This is a genomic window from Candidatus Latescibacter sp. (assembly GCA_030692375.1).
GTDB lineage: Bacteria > Latescibacterota > Latescibacteria > Latescibacterales > Latescibacteraceae > JAUYCD01.
In genome coordinates this window covers 16070-40303 of the sequence record JAUYCD010000192.1, presented here as the reverse complement: position 1 = coordinate 40303, position 24234 = coordinate 16070, and the positions used below count along the sequence as shown (strand labels likewise).

The 24234-nt window shown below is 52.2% G+C and carries 10 protein-coding genes and 1 pseudogene; 4 read left to right on the top strand and 7 right to left on the bottom strand.

All coding sequences use genetic code 11. The features are described 5' to 3' along the window. Positions 1 to 82 precede the first annotated feature (82 nt). The 7 genes from Q8O92_11620 to Q8O92_11590 form a co-directional block, all read right to left on the bottom strand. Positions 83 to 2776 carry a hypothetical protein gene (locus Q8O92_11620; GenBank protein MDP2983961.1) on the bottom strand — a complete coding sequence of 898 codons (2694 nt, stop codon included), beginning with the start codon at positions 2774 to 2776 and terminating at the stop codon, positions 83 to 85. After that, positions 2773 to 5316 (bottom strand): tetratricopeptide repeat protein, encoded by a 2544-nt coding sequence (locus tag Q8O92_11615; protein ID MDP2983960.1) that lies wholly within the window; start codon positions 5314 to 5316, stop codon positions 2773 to 2775. The genes Q8O92_11620 and Q8O92_11615 overlap by 4 nt, the downstream gene beginning before the upstream one ends. 152 nt (positions 5317 to 5468) lie before the next feature. After that, positions 5469 to 7934, bottom strand: a complete 2466-nt coding sequence (locus Q8O92_11610) for a hypothetical protein (GenBank protein MDP2983959.1) — start codon at positions 7932 to 7934, stop codon at positions 5469 to 5471. A gap of 11 nt (positions 7935 to 7945) precedes the next feature. Next, the gene (locus Q8O92_11605; protein ID MDP2983958.1) at positions 7946 to 12676 is read right to left on the bottom strand and encodes a hypothetical protein; all 4731 of its coding nucleotides are present in this window, start codon (positions 12674 to 12676) and stop codon (positions 7946 to 7948) included. Beyond that, a complete protein-coding gene (locus Q8O92_11600) occupies positions 12669 to 13613 on the bottom strand; it encodes a hypothetical protein (GenBank protein ID MDP2983957.1) in 945 nt (314 codons plus the stop codon). The genes Q8O92_11605 and Q8O92_11600 overlap by 8 nt, the downstream gene beginning before the upstream one ends. Before the next feature lie 307 nt (positions 13614 to 13920). Then, on the bottom strand, positions 13921 to 14988 hold the full coding sequence (locus tag Q8O92_11595; protein MDP2983956.1) for an aldo/keto reductase: 1068 nt from the start codon (positions 14986 to 14988) through the stop codon (positions 13921 to 13923). Between the two features lie 473 nt (positions 14989 to 15461). Further along, entirely contained in the window at positions 15462 to 17417 is a 1956-nt protein-coding gene (locus Q8O92_11590; GenBank protein ID MDP2983955.1) for an NAD(P)/FAD-dependent oxidoreductase, read from the bottom strand. 915 nt (positions 17418 to 18332) lie between these two features. On the opposite strand from Q8O92_11590, the gene Q8O92_11585 reads away from it, so the two are divergent. The 4 genes and pseudogenes from Q8O92_11585 (at position 18333) to Q8O92_11570 (ending at position 24164) form a co-directional block, all read left to right on the top strand. Then, on the top strand, positions 18333 to 20744 hold the full coding sequence (locus Q8O92_11585; protein MDP2983954.1) for a hypothetical protein: 2412 nt from the start codon (positions 18333 to 18335) through the stop codon (positions 20742 to 20744). Positions 20745 to 21090: 346 nt separating this feature from the next. Continuing rightward, positions 21091 to 22737 carry a PEGA domain-containing protein gene (locus Q8O92_11580; GenBank protein MDP2983953.1) on the top strand — a complete coding sequence of 549 codons (1647 nt, stop codon included), beginning with the start codon at positions 21091 to 21093 and terminating at the stop codon, positions 22735 to 22737. Positions 22738 to 22768: 31 nt separating this feature from the next. Continuing rightward, positions 22769 to 22981 (top strand): type II toxin-antitoxin system HicB family antitoxin, encoded by a 213-nt coding sequence (locus tag Q8O92_11575; GenBank protein ID MDP2983952.1) that lies wholly within the window; start codon positions 22769 to 22771, stop codon positions 22979 to 22981. 490 nt (positions 22982 to 23471) lie between these two features. Further along, positions 23472 to 24164 (top strand): annotated as a pseudogene (locus Q8O92_11570) (formylglycine-generating enzyme family protein). Positions 24165 to 24234 lie beyond the last annotated feature (70 nt).

The window sequence follows — 24234 nt, the reverse complement described above, 5'->3', positions numbered from 1 at the left end:
CCCCTTTTTAAGGGGGTAAAAAGAAAAAGAAACTCCAGCACCAGACATTATCTGATTGACATTACACTAAATAAGATAAGGTCTATTCAGCGATGAGTGCTTTGAACCGGGGATGTCCATGCAGCGGTTTCCAGTCCGGGTGAATGCGGAGCAGGGCGGGTGAGAGCGTCCCCGGCTGTTTCAGGAGATACTCGATCTTGTCGAGCGCTTTCTCATATTCTCCCGTCATCGTATAAATACGAGCCAGGTCTTCAACTCGGCCGATTCCCATCCACATCTCTTTCCGGAGGTCTTTCAATACCACCGCTTTCTCCCCTTCCCTTATCGCATCCTCTTTTCGTCCCAGACCGGCATATACAATCCCAAGGGCGCTGTGGTATCGAGGATAATCCGGATTCTTTTGAATCAGGGATTCAAGCAAAGTGCGGGCTGATTCATAATATTCAAGCATACGGGTCCGGTTACCCATCAGTCCATACAACTGGGCTTGCAGTTGCGCTTTGGTGCTAAAAGTCAACACGGATTCAAATATATCTCCGGAGCTTCTTGAGAGCAGTTCCAATGCCTCGTCAAAATGACCTTCCAGGATGTTTAATTCCATAAACCGGTTGAATCCATCAAATGATTTCAACAGCATATCCTGACTCACAGGGGCCTTATTCAGGACCGCCCGTGCTTTACGCACGTCACCTTGCCACCTGATATATATCGCCGACTTGAGACAATAGTTGTCGACATTTTCGGGAGCCAGTATGATTCCATTATCCAAATAGCGTAATGCTTCCGAATAGGCGCGCATAGAATAAAGATTGATTGCACATTCATAATAATTCATTTGCGAGAGGGGATCCAGTTTGAGCGCTTTCTCCAGATATTCCGACGAGAGGTCGAGCTTGCCGCGCCATCGGTGATTTATCCCTAAAAAGTACAGGCATAAACCATTGCGAGGGGCTAATTGATAAGCGGCTTCAAACTCCTTCAAAGAGGAATCGAACTGGGTGGTGATCTGATAATACGTTCCCATCGCCAGATGAGCTTCCGGCAATTGAGGGTTGAGATGAAGAGCCTTTTCGGCATTTTCTCTCGTTTGTGTCAAACGGTTTTCCGTTCTGTCATAATAAAACCAATGGAATTCCGCATGAGTAAGAGAGAGATAAGTATATGCCAGAGCGAAAGAATTATCAAGCTCTACCGCCTTCTCAAACATCTTTTGAGCGTTGGATACGTTTTCCAGCGTATACCCTTTGATTAGATAACCGGCGCCTTTCACATAGTACATATAGGCTTCCGGATTGTTCGTTGGCCGCCGCTCCATCGCCGCCCGCTCTTGTTTCGCGAGCTTGACTTGAAGCTCATCCACGATGGAGCGGGCGATCTCTTTCTCGATGGTTAACAAATTTTCCGTTTTCCGATCATAATCGAATGAGAAAAGTTGGGTCTGATCCGAGGCCCGGATGAGAGTCGCGATAATCCGCAGATTGTCGCCTTCCTTCCGCACGCTCCCTTCGAGGATTGATACAACATTCAACTTCCGGCCGATCTCGCTATAGGAGGTATTCTTTCCTTTGAACATTGAAGAAGATTGCCGGCCGCTCACCTCCAGATCAGAAATATTCACGAGGGAGTTACGAATCTCTCCCGCGATTCCTTCGCATAAAGCATCCTGGTCTTTCCCTGGACTATCATCAATGAACGGAAGCACGGCAATAGACTTTATTTCCTGATTTCCTTTATGAACGAACCTGAAATATCCTCCGACCGCAGCTATGATCAGCAATATCACTCCAATTAACACGATAATGGGTTTCCATTTCCCCTTCACTCTCGACACCACAGCGGGAGCAGTAGCTACGGCCGGTTTCGCCGCTTCGGTCTCACGGGGCGGCGAAAACGGACAGAGAAATTCCCGGAAATCTTCCTCATAGATAGAGGTTTCGAAGCTCCTTTGGCTGGCATATCCGATGTAATGAATGTCTATCAAACCTTTGGTCCCATTGGCGAAAAGAATGTCATCCTCTTCCCATAAGGCGGCGGGATACAGGCTCTCGACCTCTGGATGTTTTTTATCACCAAAACAGATATAGAGCCGATCCTCTTCCATTCCGTGAGCTGCCGCCTGCAACTCGCCGATTCCCTCCGCTTTCATAAGGGGAGTCAGGCGGAAGAACGTCCGCCCATAGAGTTTGTCCTGTTTGGCTACATACACCGGACAGGCCGACCACAGCGTGTTGAGATGAGTACAGAGCGACGCCGCCCCTTTCAGGAACTGCGGAGCGAATTGAACCGCCGCATCAGGCAACTCATGGGTTCCATGCCCGGCGAACCGGTTTCGATAGGCGACCGCGGCATCGAAGAATTCCAATGGCGTACAGGGTGCAGCTTCAGATTGGGCCGGAGCTTCGTGAGAGGAAAACACATCCTGGTCGGCGAGTTTCCGCAATCCCGAGTATGCCGGTGAAATGTCCGGGTGGGATACTTTTTTTGTCAGCGGTGCGAGAAATTTCTCCCGGAACCCATCGGGAAAGAGAGTCTTATCCGAGGCCGTCAGCATTTGGAGGAAATTCTTCCACGATCCCATGGAAGGTCTTGGCAACTGCTCCGAGAGAATCCGATTCACCTTTTGGTCCCGCGCCCCGGCATGACGGTACGCGGCAATGGCCACAACCGCATAGTGCCGGAGCATGCTCTCCACGAGGTCCAGAGCTAGCGCATGGGCGTCGCGCGGTTCGGTGACATGCTTGGATTTCTGGAGGAGCTTTTGGAGGGTGATGATCATGGCACAGCCCTTATTCCGGGAATTCGATTCTTTTTTATTAAAGCGGTAAATCTTGGGTCGTCACGAAGACTTTGAAATATTAGTTTAAATTGATTAGTAACAAGCCAAGTCTCTCGATCTTCATATGCTTGTTCCAGATACTTAAATACTTGATCCTTTTCGCCAAGCCCCATGAATATTAATGCTTTGAAAAATGGGGAAACATACCTCTCCATCGAAAGATCGTTTAACCGCTTAAGCATCTTTAATGCTTCATCCTTACGGCCTGACATAGCATACGCATATCCAAGAAAGCCTATTGAGAGTGGTGTACTTCCTGAAAGGATCATGAACTCATTGAGAGAGGCAATTGCTTCTTCCCACCTCATAGTATAAATGTTATTCTGTCCCAGGTGAAAATATGTTAATGGAAAGGAGGGATCCATTTCTAGTGCCTTGTTGTAATAGTCCATTGCTTCATTATATCGTCCTACGATTGTTCGTACATTCCCCGCCGTAGTAATAATATTGACCGAAAGAGGATCCAGCTCCTGAGCTCGATCAATCTCAGCAATGGCATCATCAAATTGTCCCGTAATTCTTAAATAAACAGAAAACCAAGAGTGAGCTTCCGCATAGTTTGGATTCAAATCAATGGCTTGCTTAAATTCTTTTTGTGCTTCAGGCCAATCCCAGTCAAAAAATAATCTCACCCACCCGAGAGATGCATGAGCTTCTGCAAGTGTATCGTCAATCTTCAGGGCTTTCTCTGCAGCAATCTTTGCCCGTGGATACGCCTCTTTGGGACTAAGGTAGCTATAGTACCCAAGCATGTTATAGCAGTCTGCTATTCCCGCATAAGCCAGTGCATAGAATGGGTCTATCGAAATGGCTTGTTGAAAGTGTTGAATTCCTATCTTCATCCCTTCCTCATTCCGTTTATTCCAGTAAGAAAGGCCTTGTAGATATAGCTCAAAGGCTTCCGTATTTTCGGTATACCTTTTCTTAATCGCTGTTTTTTCTTCTTTTAAAAGCCTGCCTTTCAGCGCTCTCACAATTGCCTGAGATATTTCATCCTGAATGGCAAAAATGCTCTCCATTTTACGGTTATATGTATCCGACCAGAGATGATATTCATCATCAACCTTGATAAGCTGCGCTGTGATACGAATGTTATCTCCTTCTTTCTGGATACTGCCTTCAAGGACGGTTTCCACATTCAGTTCCTTTCCAATCTCAGCGATTGTAACATTCTTGCCCTTGAATGAAAACGCTGATGTTCGGGCGGTAACATTCAATCCATCAACGCGTGTCAGGGTATTAATGATGGTTTCCGCTATACCTTCACATAAATACTCTTGCTTTGGATCATCACTTATATTTCGGAAAGCAAGCACAGCGATGGACCTGATTTGCTGTTTGGGAGCAGTGAAACGTGAATACAGCGCGAATCCCACGATGAGAACAAGCACGCCGAGTATCGCTGATACTAGCACTGTTTTCAGAGAAGGCTTCTTCTTTTGCAGGGGCACGCTTTCTTTTTCAAATCCCGGCTCGACATAGTCCGTGGTCCGAACGAACAGCTCCTTCTCATCCTCACTGAGCCGCGTTTCCATGCGGGAGGGTACATCCAGCCCTTTCTTCAGCGCGCTATCCACCTGCTCTTGAATGCGCTCTTTCGGCGGGAATTCGAACGAATCGAGCGAGAACTGCGCCTCGGCGTCCACGCTCGTGTAGACCGGCGAGCCTTTCGTGACTCCGTTCATCACCATGAGACCCTGGATATGGGCGACTCCCTTTACTCGTTCCTTCTGTTCGGCGTCGGTTGTGGCGCGGCCGTAGATCAGGAATGGCGAGAGGGTGAGAATCCCCGTGTACTCCGGGTTCCAGATGAAAGGCGCTCCGGGAGGGAGAGGATGGGAAGGCGCAACTGTGTACCGTGCGAAATTGTGAGATGCACCACGGCAGATATTCACCGCTTGTTTCGTCCCCGGCGAAGGTGGTTCGTAGTCGTCCTCCACCTCCGCGAACGCCAGGGGATACCTGGCGAGGAAAGAGAACTGCTCCATTACCGCGAAGAGGTTCTCCTCCTGCAACTCAACGAAGTGTTTAAGAGCCAGCGCTTCGTAGTATTCCGCGTGCCCGATCTCCACGTTGCGGCTATGGATGAGCGGCTGGATTTTTTTCTCAAGAAGTTCGCGGTCGATGGCCCCGAATTCGGGGACAAAGGGATGCTTCCAGCTTTTCCCGGATTCGGCGAGGAGCCGCATGAGCGCGCCGTACCAGGTCCCGAAGCTCGGCTTTTTCCCGCCGAGCCATTCCTGCCTGAGCCAGTTCAGGATGCCCTCATCGGCGTCGGGATTGGCGGCATAGTCGCATGCGGCGACTATGGCGGTGTAGCGTATAGTGGACTGGGCGGTAGCGACAAGCTGTAAAGAGCGGAGAGCGTAGTTCTTGCTCGATGATCTTGCATAGTGGGTGAACACTGCCGAGACAGGGAACGGCAGCTCTGCCTGGTAACGCTGTTCGTTGAGGAAGCGCTGCGCCTCATGCTCGTTCATGATGTACCTTCCCTAAATGTAAGGGCGCTGCATGGTGTAAAGAACCGATTGTGATTGGAAGCATGGTGATACCGTAATATACGAGTATATTGAAGGAGCGCAAGTTTTTTCCAAAGATTGAAATGGCGCCGATTCCCTTATGGTCGTTATCTTCAGTCTTTTTTAAACAGTAAAAACAGCAGCTTAATGAGCAGCCATATACCTACCCCGCTCAGCACCGCCAGCAATCCCCAATTGATCAGATCGCTCATCTCGAAGGCTGTCAATGCTGAATCCCATAGAATTTTCCCGTCGGGTTCGCGGATGATACTGGTAACAATCTTTGCGCCCGGCATGGCGCCCAGGGACACCACTGATGCTGCCACTCCCACAAGGAATATCGCCTGCAGGAGGTCTATCTGCGTGCTCTGCTTTTTCTGCATACGTGCGTCATGGTACGCATTGAGTTGCTGCACGGAGGTGAATATTTCCTCGAAAGATTCTGAAATGGCGTTCACCTCGTGCAGCTTCAGGAAGACCTCACGGGCAAGGCAATCGTTCGTGATGTGGCGGAGGTTGATGGTGTTGATGTAGTTCAGTACATCGGCTTCAAGCCTCCGGGATTCCCGGGCGGTTTTCCGGTCGGTGCGCATGAGGTCCAGGCGGCTGAACCGTTCCGAGAGGTCCCGGAGGACCACCTTCTTGAGAATGACAAATAGGTAAAGGTAGAACGCATGCACCCGGTCTACAGTGAAAATGTGGAGAATGCTTTTCTTGCTCAGTTCCGGGTCGGAGAGGTTCTGGAAGGAGAGATAGTGAGTAAAATTCATCCCGACTGCGCAGTACTCTGACCAGGGGAGAATCACATTGCCGTGCGGACGGCTTGGAATGGAGGTCGCCTCGCCAGAGAGGAATGCGTTGATAACCGGGGAGACCAGTTCCGGCTCACGGAAGAAATGGAAGTTTTCAAGGAGAAGATCGACGTGGATAAACGGCTTGCTGATGAAGTATTCCTCTTCCAGTCCTAACGGGGAAAGCGAGTCAAGGAGGAAAGCGTTGTTCCAATCATCGGGAGAATCCTGGACCAAATCGGGGGCGTACAGGAAGCGGTTTACCTCATGGATGGTCTGAAGGCGGTCATCCTCAACCCGGAGCTGCACGGAATAGAGCAGGATATTGCCGTAGGCGAGCAGGTGGCAAGACTCCACCAGCACCGGGAAGCGCTCCTCGAGCGCCCCGGCAGTGACCATCAGTTCCTTCCGCTCGTCCAGCGGCTTGGAAAACAGCCGGATGTTGAAACGGTTGGAGAAAAACAGAGATATAAAGGAGGTGGTGAAGGTCTGGATAAACATACGATCCACAGGAACCGGCCCGAATCCTGCCTCCTCAACCTTTCGGGTATCGAGTGTGATACCCGGACTCAGGCGCATGGGGAAAACGACGTGTATCCTGTTGGCATGCAGGCGCGTTTCCAGGAAGATGTGCTCCGTGATGAAATGGGTGAAGATGGATATGACCTCCTCTTCGTCGAGCACTGTACCGTCATGGGGGGTGTCCACGATAGTGTAGTTATGCGCCCGGCCATCATACCAGGGGTCGGGAAGTTTGTAACCGGGACGGTTCGGCCCTTCCTGACCTTTACCGAGAATCTCCCGCTTGCGGGCCTCGTGGGAGTTGAGCACATCCCCGAGGAAACGGAGGCAGTATTTCCCTTGCGGATCGGTGCTCATGATGTAGCGCTTATCTTTCCGGGGGCCGCCGTTCCAGATGACCAGGAGCACGGTGAAGCCCTCCGCGCTCCCGGCATGGAAGATGTCGTGCCGCGCCCAAAGCTTGAAGAGCGAGGCGCTCGGGTCCCGGTAGATAAGCGCTTTTTTCACCTCAGAGGTGTTGAGCCCCAGAAGAGGAATCCGGGGCTGGACGATGGTTACCCGGTTAAAATCGCCCAGGTCGGAGCAATACCGTTGATAGTCATCCTGCAGGTATTTCCGTTCAGCAATGAAGAGCGCCTCATCCCCCGCGTCGCCGTTCAGGCGGAACTCTTTGATTTCCCGGCGTTCGAGAAGGTTCAGAAATCTCGAAACGACTTCCAATCCCTCCCGCGCCATGCGCGTATTCATCTCCCGGCAGCGGGCATCGGATGCCGAAACGAGTTCGGCATGACACGTGTCATCCTGAACTTGTTTCAGGACCTCTGGGATTTTCTCTTCCGGGCAGGCGAACTCGTCCATGATGATCTGTAACCGCGCGGTGAGGAGGTTGTAAAGGCTCGGGCGCTCGAGGTCCGGACGCTCAGTCCGGCCCATATCCATCTCGAGAGCATACCGTGCGAGTTTTTCAAGGTTTTCCTCGCCGATATTTTTTCCGTTCAGCATGGCATCCACAATATAGAGCGCGGCAATGCAATCGATATCCGGCTGGAGATGCAGGACAACCTCAACTTCCGGGAGTCCCGCAAGCCATTCCGTGTAGAGCTCCTTCCGCTGGAGCGCGAGCAGGGCGGTGCAGGTCTCATGGGAGAGCTGGTGGTGGTCGATGATGCCCGGGCAAAGATTGTTCCCGGTGTCCAGGAAGAGCTTCCCCGGCTCTGGCTTTACCGTGGCCCCCATTGTGGTGAACGACAGGCGTATTTCTGGCATGGTATTCCTCGTTATTTCGGGTTGCCGGATGTAGTTTTGAACTTCGTTTGCAAGGCCTCCAGCCTCTTCTTCCCTTCCATGTTTCCCTTTTGCGCCGCCTTCTGGTACCACTGAAGCGCTTTGTCCGTTTCCCCGCTCCGCTCGTAGATGGCTCCAAGCTTGAGCATGGTGTTCACGTCCCCTTTATCCGCACTATCGAGCCAGTGGAAGGGATGGCGCGCAGGCCAGACGGGAGGTTTGGGCGGCGTGCCGAAGAGATTAGGCTTCGGGGTATCTGGTTCCAGTTTGAACCGCTTCATAGTCAGCCGGGATTGGGTTTCAGCGTGAGTGATCAGTTTTTGAATTGGAGTCGAGGAAAGAAGGGAAACGGTTTCCATGTCCCAGATGTGGAAGAAACTGCTGGGATCGGATATCGCTAACCGGAAGCCGTCGGGAGAGAATGCTACATTCCGATCCATTATTACTCCGTTATGTCCAGTCAAGGAAATCATCGGCTTCCCGGTATCCGCGTTCCAGAACCGGATGATGTGGTCGCTACCGGTGGCAACCACAAGGGCACCGTTGGGGGAGAGCCTGATCGCCGAATTCATGTCAACGGCGGGGGCATGAAAAGAACTCACCATATTGCCTGCTTTCACATTGAACACCTGCACAGAGCCGTCAGCGCTAGCGACCAGGAGACGCGAGCCATCGTGTGAAAGTGAAAGCGACCTTGACCGTACAATGGAGATGCGGGGATTGATAACAGCGCGCTTTTGGCCGGTCCAGATATCCCATACATGGATGGTCTGCAAGGAATCCATAACAGCAAGCGACGTACGGTCGCTTGATATCGCCGAAGCCCGGGGGGATGCAGGAATCATGAACACTTTATTCAACTTTCCGTCCCGCATATCCAGGATTTGCACCCATCCGTCCGCTCCGACTGTCATGGCGTGCGTACCGTCCGGTAAAAAGAAGTTTCCATAGAATACCCACGAACTCCCACCTAAATACCCTCCTCCCAACGTATGTAGTATACGTTTCGCTGACAGGTCCCAAATACGGGCGACGCCATCCGTTCCAGGGAAGATGATCGCGGAGCCATCGGGGGATAAATCAACAAATCCATTGGCTATTACCGCCTCTGGCAAAGTGATTACTCTGCCGGTCTGGACATCCCAGACCTGGACTATATTGCCGGTGTTGACAGATGCGATTTTTTCTGCAGTGACTGTGGAAGTATATCGTAAACCGGGTATGGAAATGCTCCTCTTCGGGTATTCCTTCCGCACATCCCATGCGTAAATTCTATCTCTCATCATCAGCCAAAGAACGGATCCATCAGGAGAATAAATTACTCCGCCAAAAATAGATTCTGGTATCCTGTTCCGCGTGACCCGCAAACCGGGAGACACATCCCAGACCCGAATACCACCCTCTGCCGTGCCCGCGGCGAGCAAACGGCCGTCCGGACTGAATCCGAGTGCGGTGACCGCGGAAGCGCCGGTCGGGATAAAGGCGATTCGTGTTTGAGAACGCAAGTTCCATAACATCACCCCGCCCTCTGCCAAGCCAAGGGCAATGAGGCCACCATCCGTGGAAACCGCCGCGGTTTGAGGCTCGCCCCGGTCTTCTCTGAAAGACGCTGAAATCCCAAGCGTTGCAGTATTCCATACCGCAACGGTTTTGTCGCCGGAAACAGACACCAGCGCGGTATCGTTCAATGCATAGAAGACGTTAAGGATTTTCCCGAAACGGCCGGATAGTACTCCCCGATTGCGGCCGGAAAGACTATCCCAGAGCCGGATGGTCCCATCGTCCGAACCGGTAGCCAGCAAACTCCCGTTCGGTGAGAAACAGGCGCTATTCACCCTCCCAGCGTGCCCCCTGAGCACTCGCGAATTGCCTGTTTGAAGATTCCATATCCGCACGGTTGAATCAGCCGAGGCCGAAGCAAGGAACTCTTGGCCGGGCGACAGGCAGAGGCATCGGACCTGACCGGTATGACCGGGAAGGGTAAGGCTGATCTCCCCGAGCGATATATTTAATATTTTCACAATACCATCATTCGAACCGACAGCTATTCTATTGCCTTCCGGGAAGATACATGCACTTGATATAGGCCCGGCTGAATTTTCCCATATCCCGGTCTGGCGGCCGGTTTTCAACTCCCAAAGCCGGAGCGTGCGGTCCCGTGAGCCAGTGATAAGGAAAAATCCGTCCGGGGAAAATGCAAGGCTCAGAACAGAGTCGCCATGTCCCACAGCGGATTTCAGGGATGCGGCGGTGCGTACATCCCAGAAACGGAGCATCCCGCCTGAAACGACCATGGTTCCATCGGGAGAGAATTTCACCTTTCCACTGTCTCCAGTTGGCAGGACCGCCTTCTGCTGCCATGTCCGGGTATCCCAGAACCTGATATCCAAAGCCGCTGAAACCAGTAATTTCCCATCGGGAGAGAAATCGACATCCCACGCAATCGCATTATGACCTCTGAGCACCTTGAGAGAGTCTCTTGCGGCGACATCCCATATCCTTATTGTTCCATCATCAGCACTAGAAGCGAGCGTTTTCCCGTCCGGTGAGAAGCAGAGTCCCCATACATTCCCGATATGACCCTTAAATCGCTTGATCAACTCCCTTGTTCGCACATTCCAAAGACCAACACTTCCATCAGCGGAACTGGAGGCAATGGTGGTGCTATCCGGCGAGAAAACCACCATCCAGACAGGTCCGGTATGCGCATTCCATCGAGCGAACTCCTTGTTCGCCGGCAGGTCCCATATATGGATGGTTCCATCTGTGAGGCCGAACGCGAGAAGCCGTCCATCTGGAGAAAAAGACACGTTCCAGGGATTCTCGGCGAGATTTTCGATCAACGCTACGGATTTATATGATCGTGCATCCCAAATCCGAACTGCCCGATCCGCTGTAAAGCAAGCAGCGATGAGGCTTCCGTCGGGAGAGAATCTTTGGCGCATAACCTGCCCGACTCCACCGGTCAAAGTTGCTTTCAGGTTTCCAGTGCGGACATCCCACAGGGTCACCGAATTATCATAAAATTGGCTGAGTGCAATGGTTGTTCCATCGGGCGAAAAGTCCAGCCCGGTCAGACTTCTCTGTACCGGAATACTCCTCTGCACATCGAAAACGACCGGATACTCCGGGCTCAGGGTAAAGTACCCCGCCGCCTCTGCCCGGCTAGTTTCCGTATCTTTCCCCTTTAACTTTGTGAGCGCGTAAAGCGAATTCAGCCTCGCCGCGTTATAGTCCTGCGTTTCATACGCCTGCCGTGCCCGCTCGGTGAACACATATCCCATATTCCGCTCGGAATCGAGGTATTTCTTGTAGCTCAGGAGACCGAGCGCGGACACCACGATCACGAACACTCCCACCGCGGCACCCGCGAGGGTGAGCGCGATCCGCCGCTTACGCACCGCCGCCCGCCTGCTCGTCTCCACAAAGAACCGCATGTCCGGGTTGAGCCGCAGACGGGCCTCGTACGGAGCGATCCAGGCAATGGTTTGGGCGTCGAGGACTGTGCCCCGGTGCTGATATTCCTTAAAGCGGTTTTCGAGGGTTTGGCGCACTTCCACAAGCTCCTGTTCAAGGCCGGTCATCCACTGGCGGATGGGAATTGCCAGGGCGTCATGACGGAGCTCGTAGAGGCGGCTGTCGGCGTCCTCACGGAGCACCCGGCGGTCAATGAGGCTCCGCAGGATGGGAACGAGCGTTTCGGCGTCGAGAGGCTCTCCGAACGGAGCGGCGTTCTCGATTATCTGTTCGAGTGAGCTGATGCGCTTGGTGCCTTCGGCGGTGACGAGGGCTTTCAGCACCTGGCGCACCCGTTCCGGCTGGGGATGGCTCTCCACCGTCTCCTCGATGAACCTTGCAAGAATGGATTCCACCTTTCCCATCTCCTGGTATTCGGAGATGGTGAGCGAGGGGGAATCCGGATCGTTCGCAATTGCCCGCCGATAGAGGGAGTCCATGACCACCTGGAGGATGGGAAGCTCAACTCCGCCGCTCCGGGTGAGGTCGTCTAGAAGGGCGTCGGCCAGGCCTTCCTCGATGCCAACATTGCAGGCGCGGCAGGGGCTTATGATAACTTCCTTTGCCTGCTCGCGGGACATGCGCCGCACCCAGATGCGGTTCTGAAGGAGTTCCGGGAGAACCGTTTCCAGTTCGGTCATGCGGGCAAGGTATTCTTCCCGGATGACAAAGATCACCCGTATGTTGAGGTCGGCTTCAACCCAGGCTGCAAGCTCCCGGACGAACGCTTCCCGCACGGACGGCGGCTGAAAGAGAAAGAATTCCTCGAACTGATCGAACAGGAGGGCCAGCGGCTTGCCCTTGCGGAAGATTGCCTCCTTGAGCATTTCCTTGAGGGATTCCGGGGCATCCTCTCCGAACCCTGTATATTTCACCAGCTCACGTTCCAACGCTTCAAGGGGATCTGAAGCGGAACGGATGGTGAGGAATGCGGCGTCCTCCGGGGGAATCTCCGAGCGCAATCCGCACTGCACGAGGGATGTCTTCCCCGAGCCGGATTCGCCGTACACTACGAGAATGCGGGTCTTGAAAAAACGGGCGTATACTTCCGCCACCTCGAACTTCCGCCCGAAATAAATACCTTTGTCTTCCGGGCCGTAGGGATCGAGGAACTTGAAAGGCGCTGTCCTTCCGAGGGGCGTTTTACCTTTCTCGGCACTCCTGAAAAAGTCATCCAGGAAATCGAAATCCGGGGTATCTTTATCCATGCGTCTCACCTCCCATTGGCTTTGCGCTAAAGAGGGAAAGAATGTTTCCGATCTCCAGGGCGATATCCCCGGCCTGGTCGGAATTGCCGCTCACAAAACCGCCGCCGTGATTGCAGGCGGAATATTCCACTGCATCGGGTTTATCGAAACCGTTGAAGAAGAAAATGTCCGGGGCCTTTCCGGCGGCAGATTCATATACAAGGAGCGGCGTAAGGTTCAGATGTTTTCTCGCTTCCACATTCAGGAGGAAAATGGAGCGTGAATCCATGAACTCGTTCATCTGCTTGCGGTCACCGGGAAAGGCGTCGGAGCTGCCCATAAGCATGCTCAGGCGGTGCAGGAAAAGAGGCGGCGCTTTCCGCTTCTTATTCACCTCGATCTGGTTGATGAACACCAACTCGTAATTGAGGAGGAACTCCATCGCTTCCAGGACACTTTCAAGGTGGGCGCAGGTCTCCTCGCAGAGTTCCCGGTAATCGGAGGGGCGGAACGCCTGGATTTTCTCATGGTTCAGCCCGTTACGGATGGTGAGCAGTTTCCCAAGGGCGGCGGCCGGCTCGGCTTCCCCTCCCCCCTTTTTGAAGTAAAGGCCAGCCATCTCCGGCATTGTAATTTCGGCGTCCGCTTCAGAGAGCCAGCGCAGCCCCTCACGGGTGAAGTGCATCCATGTTCCCCAGGCGGGACGGCTGAAACGGGCGCTGAAATCAGCCGTCAGATGCGGCGGTGGAGGAGAATCCGGATGCCGTTCGAGGTAATCCCGGCACTCGCAGAGTGTGACTGTGCCTAAAAAGCGAGCGATGGTCTCCCCGGTCGAGAGGATGTACTTGAGCCTGAGCGGGCCGGGGTCGAAGCACTCGTCGGTGCGGAGCTTGGAGAAGAAGGCGACGATGGGATAGGGGAAAGCGGCCAGTATTTCACGGATATATCGTTCTTTCATACGACCCTCCTGAATACTGTGAAATTCAATTGTTAGCCCGATCTATTCATAAACTCAAAGGGTAAAATCCCCCCGCCGTTTCACGGCGACCCCCTTGTTAAGGGGGTTAAAAAAGAAGAAAAAAAGACAGTTTCGTAAATAATTCTCCCCTTAATAAGGGGAGATGCCAACAGGCAGAGGGGATTTCTGACTCAATGGATGGTGATGAATTATATTTTTATGAATTATCCGGGTTAGATGATAGATGTGAACTAATGCAAGATATAATTATTTTATGAATTGTCTAAACTTCACTCCATCGAATGCATCATACCTGCCTGTGATACCGTTCCCGGGGCGCCCAGTTGTCGAGCCACTGGTAGTGGTCCGGGAGCCACGCTTTGGTGTTGCTGCGAACGATAGTTTTCTGCATATCATCCAGGAGCTGCCTCTCCTCTTTGGACATCCCGGGATCATAGTATGCCGCCACATTATCATAAAGGTGGTAGAGATTGTACATGCCGACAAACATAGTGTCAGGGTCGACCTTAGAGTTGAGGACATACCTGATGGCAGCCTGGCAGAAATCTATATCTTCAGTTTTCCGCAGTCTGCGGGCCACTTCGATGAATGGAGTGGCGAGGTAGTCGCCTGCAAAAGGTTTCATGACGACGACGCCGATGCCGTTCTTGCGGAGCCGTTCAGGCACCGACTCGAAATCGTCTTCCTTCTCCTCGAGCCAGCATATGTTGTGATAAAAATTGTAGGGAAAGAGAATATAATCGAGAGGCACTTTTCCGACGAGCATATCGATATGACTCATGTCGTGAACCGGGGCGCCGAAAGCGCGGATCTTTCCCTGTTCCTTCCACTTGATCAGTTTTCCCCATATGGGACTCTCCGGCTGGCGCAGGATGCGCACCAGATCGATGGCGTCGCGGTCGAATATTTTAAGGTCGCGCTCCAGTTCCTGCTCATCGGTGCGTCCTTCGTATGGGCGGAACGAGATCGACACGAGGGCCTCGTTCTTGAAGGGCTTGATCTGCCTGGCCAGCGGCTCGTACTGGTAACTGCCGCCGGTCGAGACGCCCTCCTCCTGGTCATAGACGTCGAATACATTCACTCCCAGGTCATGCGCCTCATGCATCATGTACTCGCGCTGATAGTCATATTTACGCATTTCCGCGCGAATGTGAGAGCCGAATGTAAGCCGGGAAACCTTGATGCCGGTTTTACCCAGCTCTTTCATGGGCATGTGACCGCCCTTTGGTTTTGGATAGAAGGCGGTCAGTTCTTTCCAAAGAGTGATTTTTTCTGTTTCCGCAATAGAAGAGTCGCCGAGTGTAACTCCCATGATGCCAACGGCTCCGCATTTGAAGAAATCGCGACGTTTCATGCCTGTTCTCCTGGTATAAGGTATATGCGCCATAATTGATGCATGGCGGAAAAATATAAAAGCGACATAATCTTAAAAGGTTTGTGAAAAAGTTGGTATTATCACTGAACTTTGGCAAATTTTAAGATTTTAAGCGTGGAGCAAATTTTTTCTGTTGCGTTGTTAGATCCCCCCGGCGCTTAGCGCCGACCCCCTTATCGAAGGGGGTTAAAAGAAATATGTTCTGTTCCAATTCCGCTGTTTTGTGACAATTTTTTATCTTTTGTCCCCCTTAGTAAGGGGGACGTCGCCACAGGCGACAGGGGGATCTTTTTGCCAAAGTTCAATTATCATTTAGATCCTGAAACGAGTTCAGGATGACGTCATGCCGAACTTGTTGCCGCTTCGCGGGAACGATGTAACCGTTTCGGCAGCTATCAATTAAACAGGGTTTTTCACAAGTTTTTTAAAACACAAATTATTCACACGTTTCCTCACAACCGGCTGCCGACACGTTCTCCGGCTTCGGTGGCCTCACGGATGCGGCCGAGAGCGGCGCAGTCGCCGATAATATGCACCTCGTCCGCTTTCATGGCCAGACTGCCGACAAGCCCGCTTACCGATACCAGGCTCATGGATGCGCCTCTGGCCGCAACTGCTTCCGTTTGTTTGAAACCGGCGGCGATTACCACCAGATCGACATCCAGGCCCCACTGCTTTTGATTGGGAAGGATGACTTCGATCCCTCCATCGGTGACCGCATTAAGCCTGGTTTCCGTCATTATTTTCACATTACGGTTTTTCAGGAGCTCGATCATGGGGTACCTGTTAAAAATCGAATGCGACGCCTGCATGAGATGCGGCAGCATTTCGATGAGGGCGACCTCCCAGCCGTGATCAGCCAGGTGGCAGGCTGTCTCGCATCCCACTTCCCCGCCGCCGACCACCGCCGCTTTTTTCCCGCTGAACCGAGCGACATCGCGGAGAACCTCGACCGCCTGCGCCACATGGGGAAGGTCCATTCCGGGAACATCCGGCAGAAGGGGTTCAGCCCCGATAGCGATAACCAGGGCATCGGGAGCCTCCTTTTCCACCATTTCCGGGGTGACTGTACAGTTAAGCCGGAGTGTAACCGTGCTCTCCCGCAGCTCTGCGGCATACCATTCGTAAAGCCGTGCCAGATCCGCCTTGCATTCCGGCCTGCTGCCCGGATACACCATGCCTCCGACAAAAGGCTTTTTCTCACAGAGAAGCACATCATGCCCGCGTTTCGCCGCGGTCAATGCGCATCGTATCCCCGCAGGCCCGGCGCCCACCACCATCACTTTCTTTTTCTCAGCCGGAACGGGGAGTTTTTGCTCCGCCTCACGGAGAAGATAGGGATTCACCGAACACCACAGCACTTTCCCGAACCAGAGCTGGCAGTAGCATACATTGCACCGGATACAGGGAACGACCCGTTTCCCTTTACGGGCATGATCAGCCCAGTGCGGGTCGGCGAGGATTGTCCTTCCCAGCGCAACCATATCGCATTTCCCCTGGGCGATGAACTCCTCCGCCTCCTCAGGGACGGTAATGGAGCCTCCGGCGATCACCGGTGTGCCGGAAACGGCTTTCTTGATAGCCGCAGCCAGAGGCATGAGGGTGTTGCGGGGAACGTACATCGGCGAAACCGCGCAGTATTCGTACATGAACTCGTGGGTCAGTCCTGTGGTCGAAACATGGAGATAGCATACTCCCAGCCCTGCGATGTGACGGGCGATATCTTTCGCCAGGTCGATGTCAACGCCGCCCGGCAGCGCTTCATCGGCGCTGAATTTAAATCCGACCGGAAGGTCAGGGAACTGTTTCCTGATTCCGGCGATTATATCGGTTGGGAATTTCATCCGTTTTTCAAAGGTTCCGCCATACCGGTCGGCGCGTTTGTTCAGTGCGGGAGACATCATCTGCCCGATCAGGTAGCTGTGAGCGCCATGCACCTCGACGCCGTCATAGCCTGCTTCAACCGCCCGAGCGGCGGCTTTGAGGAACGATTCCGCCAGTTCATCGATCTCGTCGGCGGTAAGCTCACGCGGTTTAACCGGATATAAATTGCTGTACATTGAGGTTGGGGCCTCATGACTAAGCTGCCCTCCGGAAAGGGCGATCTGCAGGAATATCTTGGTGTCGTACCGGTGAATCCGCTCTACAAGCTGTTTGTGCGATGTGATAAAACGGTCATCGTAGATACCGACCAGGTGAATGGAGGCCAGGGCGCCGTGGACGCGGGTGAACGGAGTGATTATCAAGCCCGTTCCTCCGATGGCGCGCTCCTCGAAATACCGTATCTCACGGAGCGGCCAGGTTTCATCGGGACTGTAGAGGCCGACCCCCATGGGCGCCATCGCAGTGCGGTTTGATATTTCCACCTTACCAAGTTTTATGGGGCTGAAGAGATGTGAAAAAGACATGGCGCCTCCTTTTTAACAAAGTCCAAAGAATATCTGAACCATGATTCGCCTGATTACAGGATTAACTTGATTGGATGCCGAAACGAGTTCGGCAAGACACGCGTCACCCTGAACTTGCGCTCCGCGGGAACGATAAAGCCGTTTCAGGGTCATCATGGTAATCCTTGAATCCTATTAATCATGGTTCAGACTTACTTTGCAGCTTTGCTTTAGAAAATTATTTATGGCTATGTCGCTAAGTCAGCAACATACAGTAAATGGGAAAAATTGTGTGCTCCTGTGCCTTTAAAAATCCCCCCTGCCTTCGGCATCCCCCCTTGTTAAGGGGGGAATACAGGGTGTCAAGTCCTAAAAATGTTTACACGGTAATAGTAACGATTTTCTTTTTCCCCCCTTAGCCCCAATCCAGTTCATTTAAAAAATTTTGAACCACGAAAGTCACGAAAAATACGAAATTTGTTATTCATTTTTTTTTATAAAATCATTTTTCGTGCCTTTCGTGTGTTTCGTGGTTAAAAATCCTTCCTTTTTTCGCTTAAGTGAACAGTATTACCCTTAGCCCGGATTATTCATAAAAAAGGATTTTCTTTTTGTAAGCTTTAAAACTACAGCCCCCTAAATCCCCCAAGGGGGGACTTAAAAGGCTGAAATACAAAGCCTAACAGTTATTTTACAATTTTGTTGAACTTACATGTTATTATCTTTACCATACCAAGTCCCCCTTTGGGGGATTTAGGGGGCTGCCTTCAAAAAAGTAGGCTTAAGTGTTTGTTTAAAAATAAGTTGAGATAATACTTATGTAACTTTATGAATAATCCGGGTTAGCAGTTTTTCTCAAGAGATTCTTATATTTACATTAGAATATCCATTTTTACATTATAGATTTCATCAGCCCAAAAAGGAGGAATCAACAGTATGAGAGGGTTACTTATTCTTTTCACAGCGGCGGTGCTTATGGTCGCCGCAGGTGCAACTTCCGCGGCTGCGGCGCCCGGAAGGATGCTCACGGTGAAACAGACTGCACCGGCCCAGTCAGCCTATGACAGGGGATTCGCCAAACAGGTCATGCGTGAGGGCGAGAGCGCGGTCAAGCTCTGGAACCATGTGCTCATCGAGGACGACGCCCCCGGCTCCGGAACCAGCAACAAAGGCTCTTTCACCGAGCCGGTGTACGGCGACCGGGTAATAAAAAAAATTCTCGCTCTGGACGACCCCCGGTGCGAAGCTGCCACCGTGGTGTTCTTCACAGTCGGCTGGGGCTCGCCCAAGAAACCGCCTCTCAAAGTTACAGTCAACGGAAATACCACTTCCTTCACCTACACGACCACCGAACAGTATGCCTACGTTCCCATCCAGCCTTCCTGGCTCAAAAAGGGCGATAACGAGATCACCTTCGCCTGCCCGGACGCAAAGGACATGGAGAGTGGCTATGTGTTCCTTATCGCCCGCGCCGACGAGTACAAGGCGGGAGGCGGCGACCCTGTCTTACTGGGACTCGCTCCCCGTGCGGGAGTAGACAGCGGCATCAGCTTTCTTATCAGGGGCCGTGACGAGTTCAAAGTTCCCACGGCGCCGCCGAAAATCATCGGCAACCATTCCATGATCAGCGTAAACGGCGGCAAAACATTCACCATCACCGGCAAGGGACTGCATCCCTCCGAGTTGAACGCATCCTCCACCAGCCTGATCGGGATGCTCGGTATAGACAATTTGAATGATATGCACGGAGCTCTCGAGCGCGATAAGAACGGCGTGGCAGGAGAATACACAGCGCGGCTCAATCTCCAGAAGTATGTTTCCGAGGGGACGCTGATATCCCCGGTGATCGACCTCTGGGCGGAGCCGGACAAACCCGCCGCACTCGTCCCTTTCACCGAGGTGGAAAAGCTCACCCTGACCTGCAAAGGTTCAACACCCGCCGGAACGCAGATTTCCTGGCAGATTCGCGCCGGGCTGTCCATGGACCCTTTGAGCGAGGCCGACTGGTCGCAGTGGGTCACCCTTGCCTCCGGGGGAACCGCGACAGTTGTGCCCAGGGGAAGGGTGGGAATGCCGCCTTCCCACTGGGACCCCGAGCGTTCGGTGACCATGCCGAAAGTACGGTATATCCAGTGGCGGGCTGTTCTCTCCACCACCGACCCGCTCAAATCCCCCACGGTCGAATCGGTTTCGGTGGACCGTGAAATCAACCGCAGGATGGAAGTCCCCGCCAACATCATGGTCAGGGATTATTACAACCCGGAAATCCGCTATTCCTCCACCGGGTTCGCCTACCAGTCCGCTGATGAGCCTGCGAACAAGACGGTCATCGAACGCGAAGACCTCGTTAAACTGAAAGAGGGCGCAGGCAGCGAGTTCGACATCATCGTCCGGGCGTTGGATTACGCTTCCCGGCGATGGATCTGGGGCTCGCCAGCAGTCGAATATCCGAAATGGAACGTGGTGGACATCATCGAGCGCGCAGAGTCTATCGGAGGAGGCGGCATGTGCATCCAGTTCGCCGCCTACCTGTCCCACATATTGACAGTAATGGGTTTCCATGCCCGCCATGTGAACATCATCGCCCACGAGGTGGTGGAAGTATGGTCGAACGATTTCCAGAAATGGGTCTACCTCGATCCCACCCAGGGAGTGGACATCTACTGCTACGACAAGAACACCGGCGTCCCGCTGAGCCTCTATGACTGCCACAAGGCTTACTACGAGATGTACGGGGTCAAAACACCCATCGACTGGATGAAACCGCCTTCGGCATGGCGGACTCTTCCGCTCGATTTCAAGCGCCTGCCCATCTCCTTCTCCACCACCGACCCGCGCATCGAGCTTGCCCATCCGGTCTGGGGCGGCTACTATGTGAATGTGGAATTCATGCGCATGATGCCCCGGAACGATTTCTCCACCACTTCGCTTCCCGAGCCGCTCCAGCAGGGGAACATCCAGTGGCCCTGGGACGGCTACCTGAACTGGTACGACCGTCTCGCTCCGCCCAAGCTCCAGTATTCGCGCCACACCGACCGTGAAGCAGATTTCTGGCCGACCCTGAGCCAGGTGCGCTGGGAGGCTGTGCCGGAAATCAACGGCGACATGGTGTTCATCGTCATGACCACGTTCACCCCCAGCTTCAAAACCTTCCAGGTGCGCACCGAGGACGGCAGATGGGTGGATTCGGACGACCATTACACCTGGCGGCTGCACAGCGGGAACAACCGCCTTGAAATGCGCGCGGTCTCCAGGTTCGGGGTGGCCGGACATCCAAGCTTCATCGAGTGCAACTGGGTTGCCAAGCACATCCCCAAGCCGGTGCCGATAGGGAGCATGGGGCAGTAAAGTGTGAAAATGTTTGTCTGAACCATGATTTGCATGATTACAGGATTACCCTGATTTTTTTTCTTTTCATTACGGTAATCCTTGAATCCCATAAATCATGAGCCAATTGCAAAAGTCGTTTTTATACTAAAAAAAGGCAAATTGTTAACTTTAACCCCCTAACCCTCAGTCCCTTTCCCCCCAATGGGGGGCAAGGGAAGTCGTTGCTCCACAGTCTTTTCCTGCCCCCTTCAGGGGGAAGGATGTCCAAAGGACAAGAAGGGGGCTTCGTAAAATAATATGACTTTTGCAATTGGCTCATACTAAAAAACTCTTCAATCGCAATTCCTCCGTTTGAGAGCAGGCAATGTACCATAAACCATTGTCTTTTCTTGCAGGCATCCTCGCCGCCGCTATCTTTCTGGCGGCCTCACCGATTTCTTACGCCCAGAGCGAAAAACCTTACAGCATCGCTATCATGAAACTGAAAGGTATGGGCATCTCCGAAATAGAGGCGGAAACCCTGACCGAAACCCTCTATTCAGGTATCTCTGAAATTCTTGTCAACCAGAGCGCTAAACTGAAAGAAAAATACTCTCTCCTCGAACGCTCCCAGATGGACAAGATTCTGGATCAATTCAAAATGCAGGACGCTCTCTGCTCCGATGACAGTTGTGCGGTGACATTCGGGAGACTGCTCTCGGTGCAGCTGATTATCATCGGCTCGGTGGGGCTGGTCGGGGAAACTTACATCATTTCCTGCCGTATCGTGGATGTCGAATCTTCCAAAGTCATCCGCTCCGCGAGCCTCAGACATCAGGGAAAGATTGACGGCGTCCTAGATATTCTTCCGCTTGTCGGCCATGAACTACTTACCGGCGTTCGACTGCCTGAGCCTATAAAACCTATGCAAAGAACGCTCCCCGGTGTTTCCCAGCCCGCCGCTCAGCCGGAAATATCATATCTCTCCATAGAGGGAACCCCCGCTTCCGCCGAAGCGCGGATAAACGGGCAGAGCATCGGGCAGACGCCGGTGCAATATCATGCGCTTGCTCCGGGACGGTGTACAGTTGTAATTGCGAACGCCGGATATGAGGATTTTACGAAAGAGATTGTCATCGAGCCGGGAAAACAGCACAAACTGTCCTATAACCTCACTGCATTCGGGAGGCTCACTTTTAAAGGAAAGCCGGATGGTGCGACAGTCTCCATTGACGGGAAAGAGATCGGGAAGACTCCCCTCGATGACCGGGAGCTTCCCCAAGGAAGTTATACGGTTACTATTACCCGCCAGGGATACACCGACTTCCAGCAGAATATCAGTCTTTCCTCCGGTGAAAAAAGAGAAATCGGATATGCCCTCGCCGCTCTGGTCAAAATTGCTGTCGAAAGCCGCCCCAATGGGGCTGTTGTCACTATCGACGGCAAAAACGCAGGTGAAACACCCTTACGGGATTTCACCGTCGCCGAAGGCGTGCATGAAATCGCCCTCAAGAGAATGGGGTACGAAACGCACAGGGAACAGGTAACAGTCAGCCCTTCCACCTCACTGAATATCTCTCCGGTTATTATTCCCAAAACTAAGAACAAAGCGCTTTTGAAAAGCATCGTCTTCCCCGGAAGCGGCCAGTATTACGCCGAATACAAGGGCAAGGGCGCATTCATAAGCGTTCTCCAGATCGCCGCCCTTGCCGGTGCGGTCGGCGCGACTCTCAGTGCGAACGACGCCCGGAAGAAATATGATGATGCCTATGTAACATATAAAAACGCAGTAATACCCGGCGAGATACAAACGGCCAGGACAGAAATGAACGCAAAATACAACAAGGTATCCTCCACTGGAACCATACAATCAATCTTAATCGGTACCGCAGTGGCGGTTTATCTCTACAATATCGTTGATGCCATATTTACTGTTCCGAAAATAGAAGTGAAACCGCCGAAAAATACATGGAACATCGAGCCTGGAATCAAGTATAATTTCTCTGGGCTATATGCGATAGCGAGGTTTTGAAATATTTTCTTCATTATTCAAGGAGAGAGAAATGCGATACAGAATTATCATTGAGCAGGATGAGGATGGAATGTTCGTCGTAGAGTGTCCCGCGCTTCCGGGTTGCATCTCGCAGGGGAAAACCCATGAGGAAGCGATTGAAAACATTCGGGACGCAATTGAATGTTATATCGAGAGCCTTAAAATGGCTAATGAACCGATACCGCCCTCCTTCATAGAGGAGTTTGTCGAGGTCGGTGAATGAGCAGACTATTCTGCGGCAGGCTGGTATAACCGTAGATGAATTCAGAGAAATGATCTAAAATTCAAAAAGGTGTCAATTAAAAAATTTAATGAAAACATACACCTACATATTTCTATTAGGGCTTATATTTTCATCACTGGCCTGCCAGTCGAAGAAGCATTCCTTTGACAATCCGCTCGACCCTTATGGGGTAAATTTCCAGGGATATGCAACTCCGATTCTTGCAGGCCCTTCTTCCGCGTTGAAAGGAGAATTGTACACGATTACATGGAAAAATGTCGGAGCATCTTTATATGTACTGGAAGAGGCGAATAATGATTCTTTTGCAAATGCTGTTTCATTTGTAGTGAATGAGACTTCAAAAATCTTCACTCACTCTTCAAACGGTGAAACATGGTATTATAGAGTAAAGACAAACAGCGGAAATAAGGACAGCGGCTGGTCAGAGACAGTCTCTATAATTATAGACACATTTCTTAATAACATCAAAATGATTTCCATCCCTGCCGGGACATTCCAGATGGGGTCAAATGATTATTCCGATGAACAGCCAATTCATGCGGTAACATTGTCTTCATTTCTCATGAGTGCTTATGAAATAACACAGGGGCAATATAAGTTGGTAATGGGAACGAATCCTTCTTATTTCAAAGGGGATGACAACCTTCCGGTGGAGCAGGTGTCTTGGTGGGAGGCGATAAAGTTCTGCAATGCGGCAAGTGACAGTTCGGGATTGAGCCGTTGCTATAATGAAAGTACCGGCGCGCGCGATTTTACGAAGAACGGTTTCCGGCTGGCGACCGAAGCTGAGTGGGAATATGCCTGCCGTGCCGGGACAACGACAAATTATTATACAGGCGACGCTGTAAGTGATCTTGACCGCGCTGGGTGGTATTTTGACAACAGCGGCAATAAGACGCACCCGGTTGGCCAAAAGACTCCTAATGCCTGGGGATTATACGATATGCATGGGAACGTATGGGAGTGGTGTAGCGACTGGTACGGAAGCTACAGCTCATAAACTGCTACTAATCCCACTGGTGCACAAACTGGCTACTCCCGCGTTATCCGCGGCGGCAGTTGGATCGGCTCCAGCGTCCTCGATTGCCGGTCGGCCGACCGTTACTACTTCACCCCGGACGGCAGGTACTTCAATATCGGGTTTCGTGTTGTTCGGCGGTAAAATACTGTATTGTTGAACACTTGATATTTGATATTTGTATCTTGATATGGGGGTAAAAGATCCCCCCGCC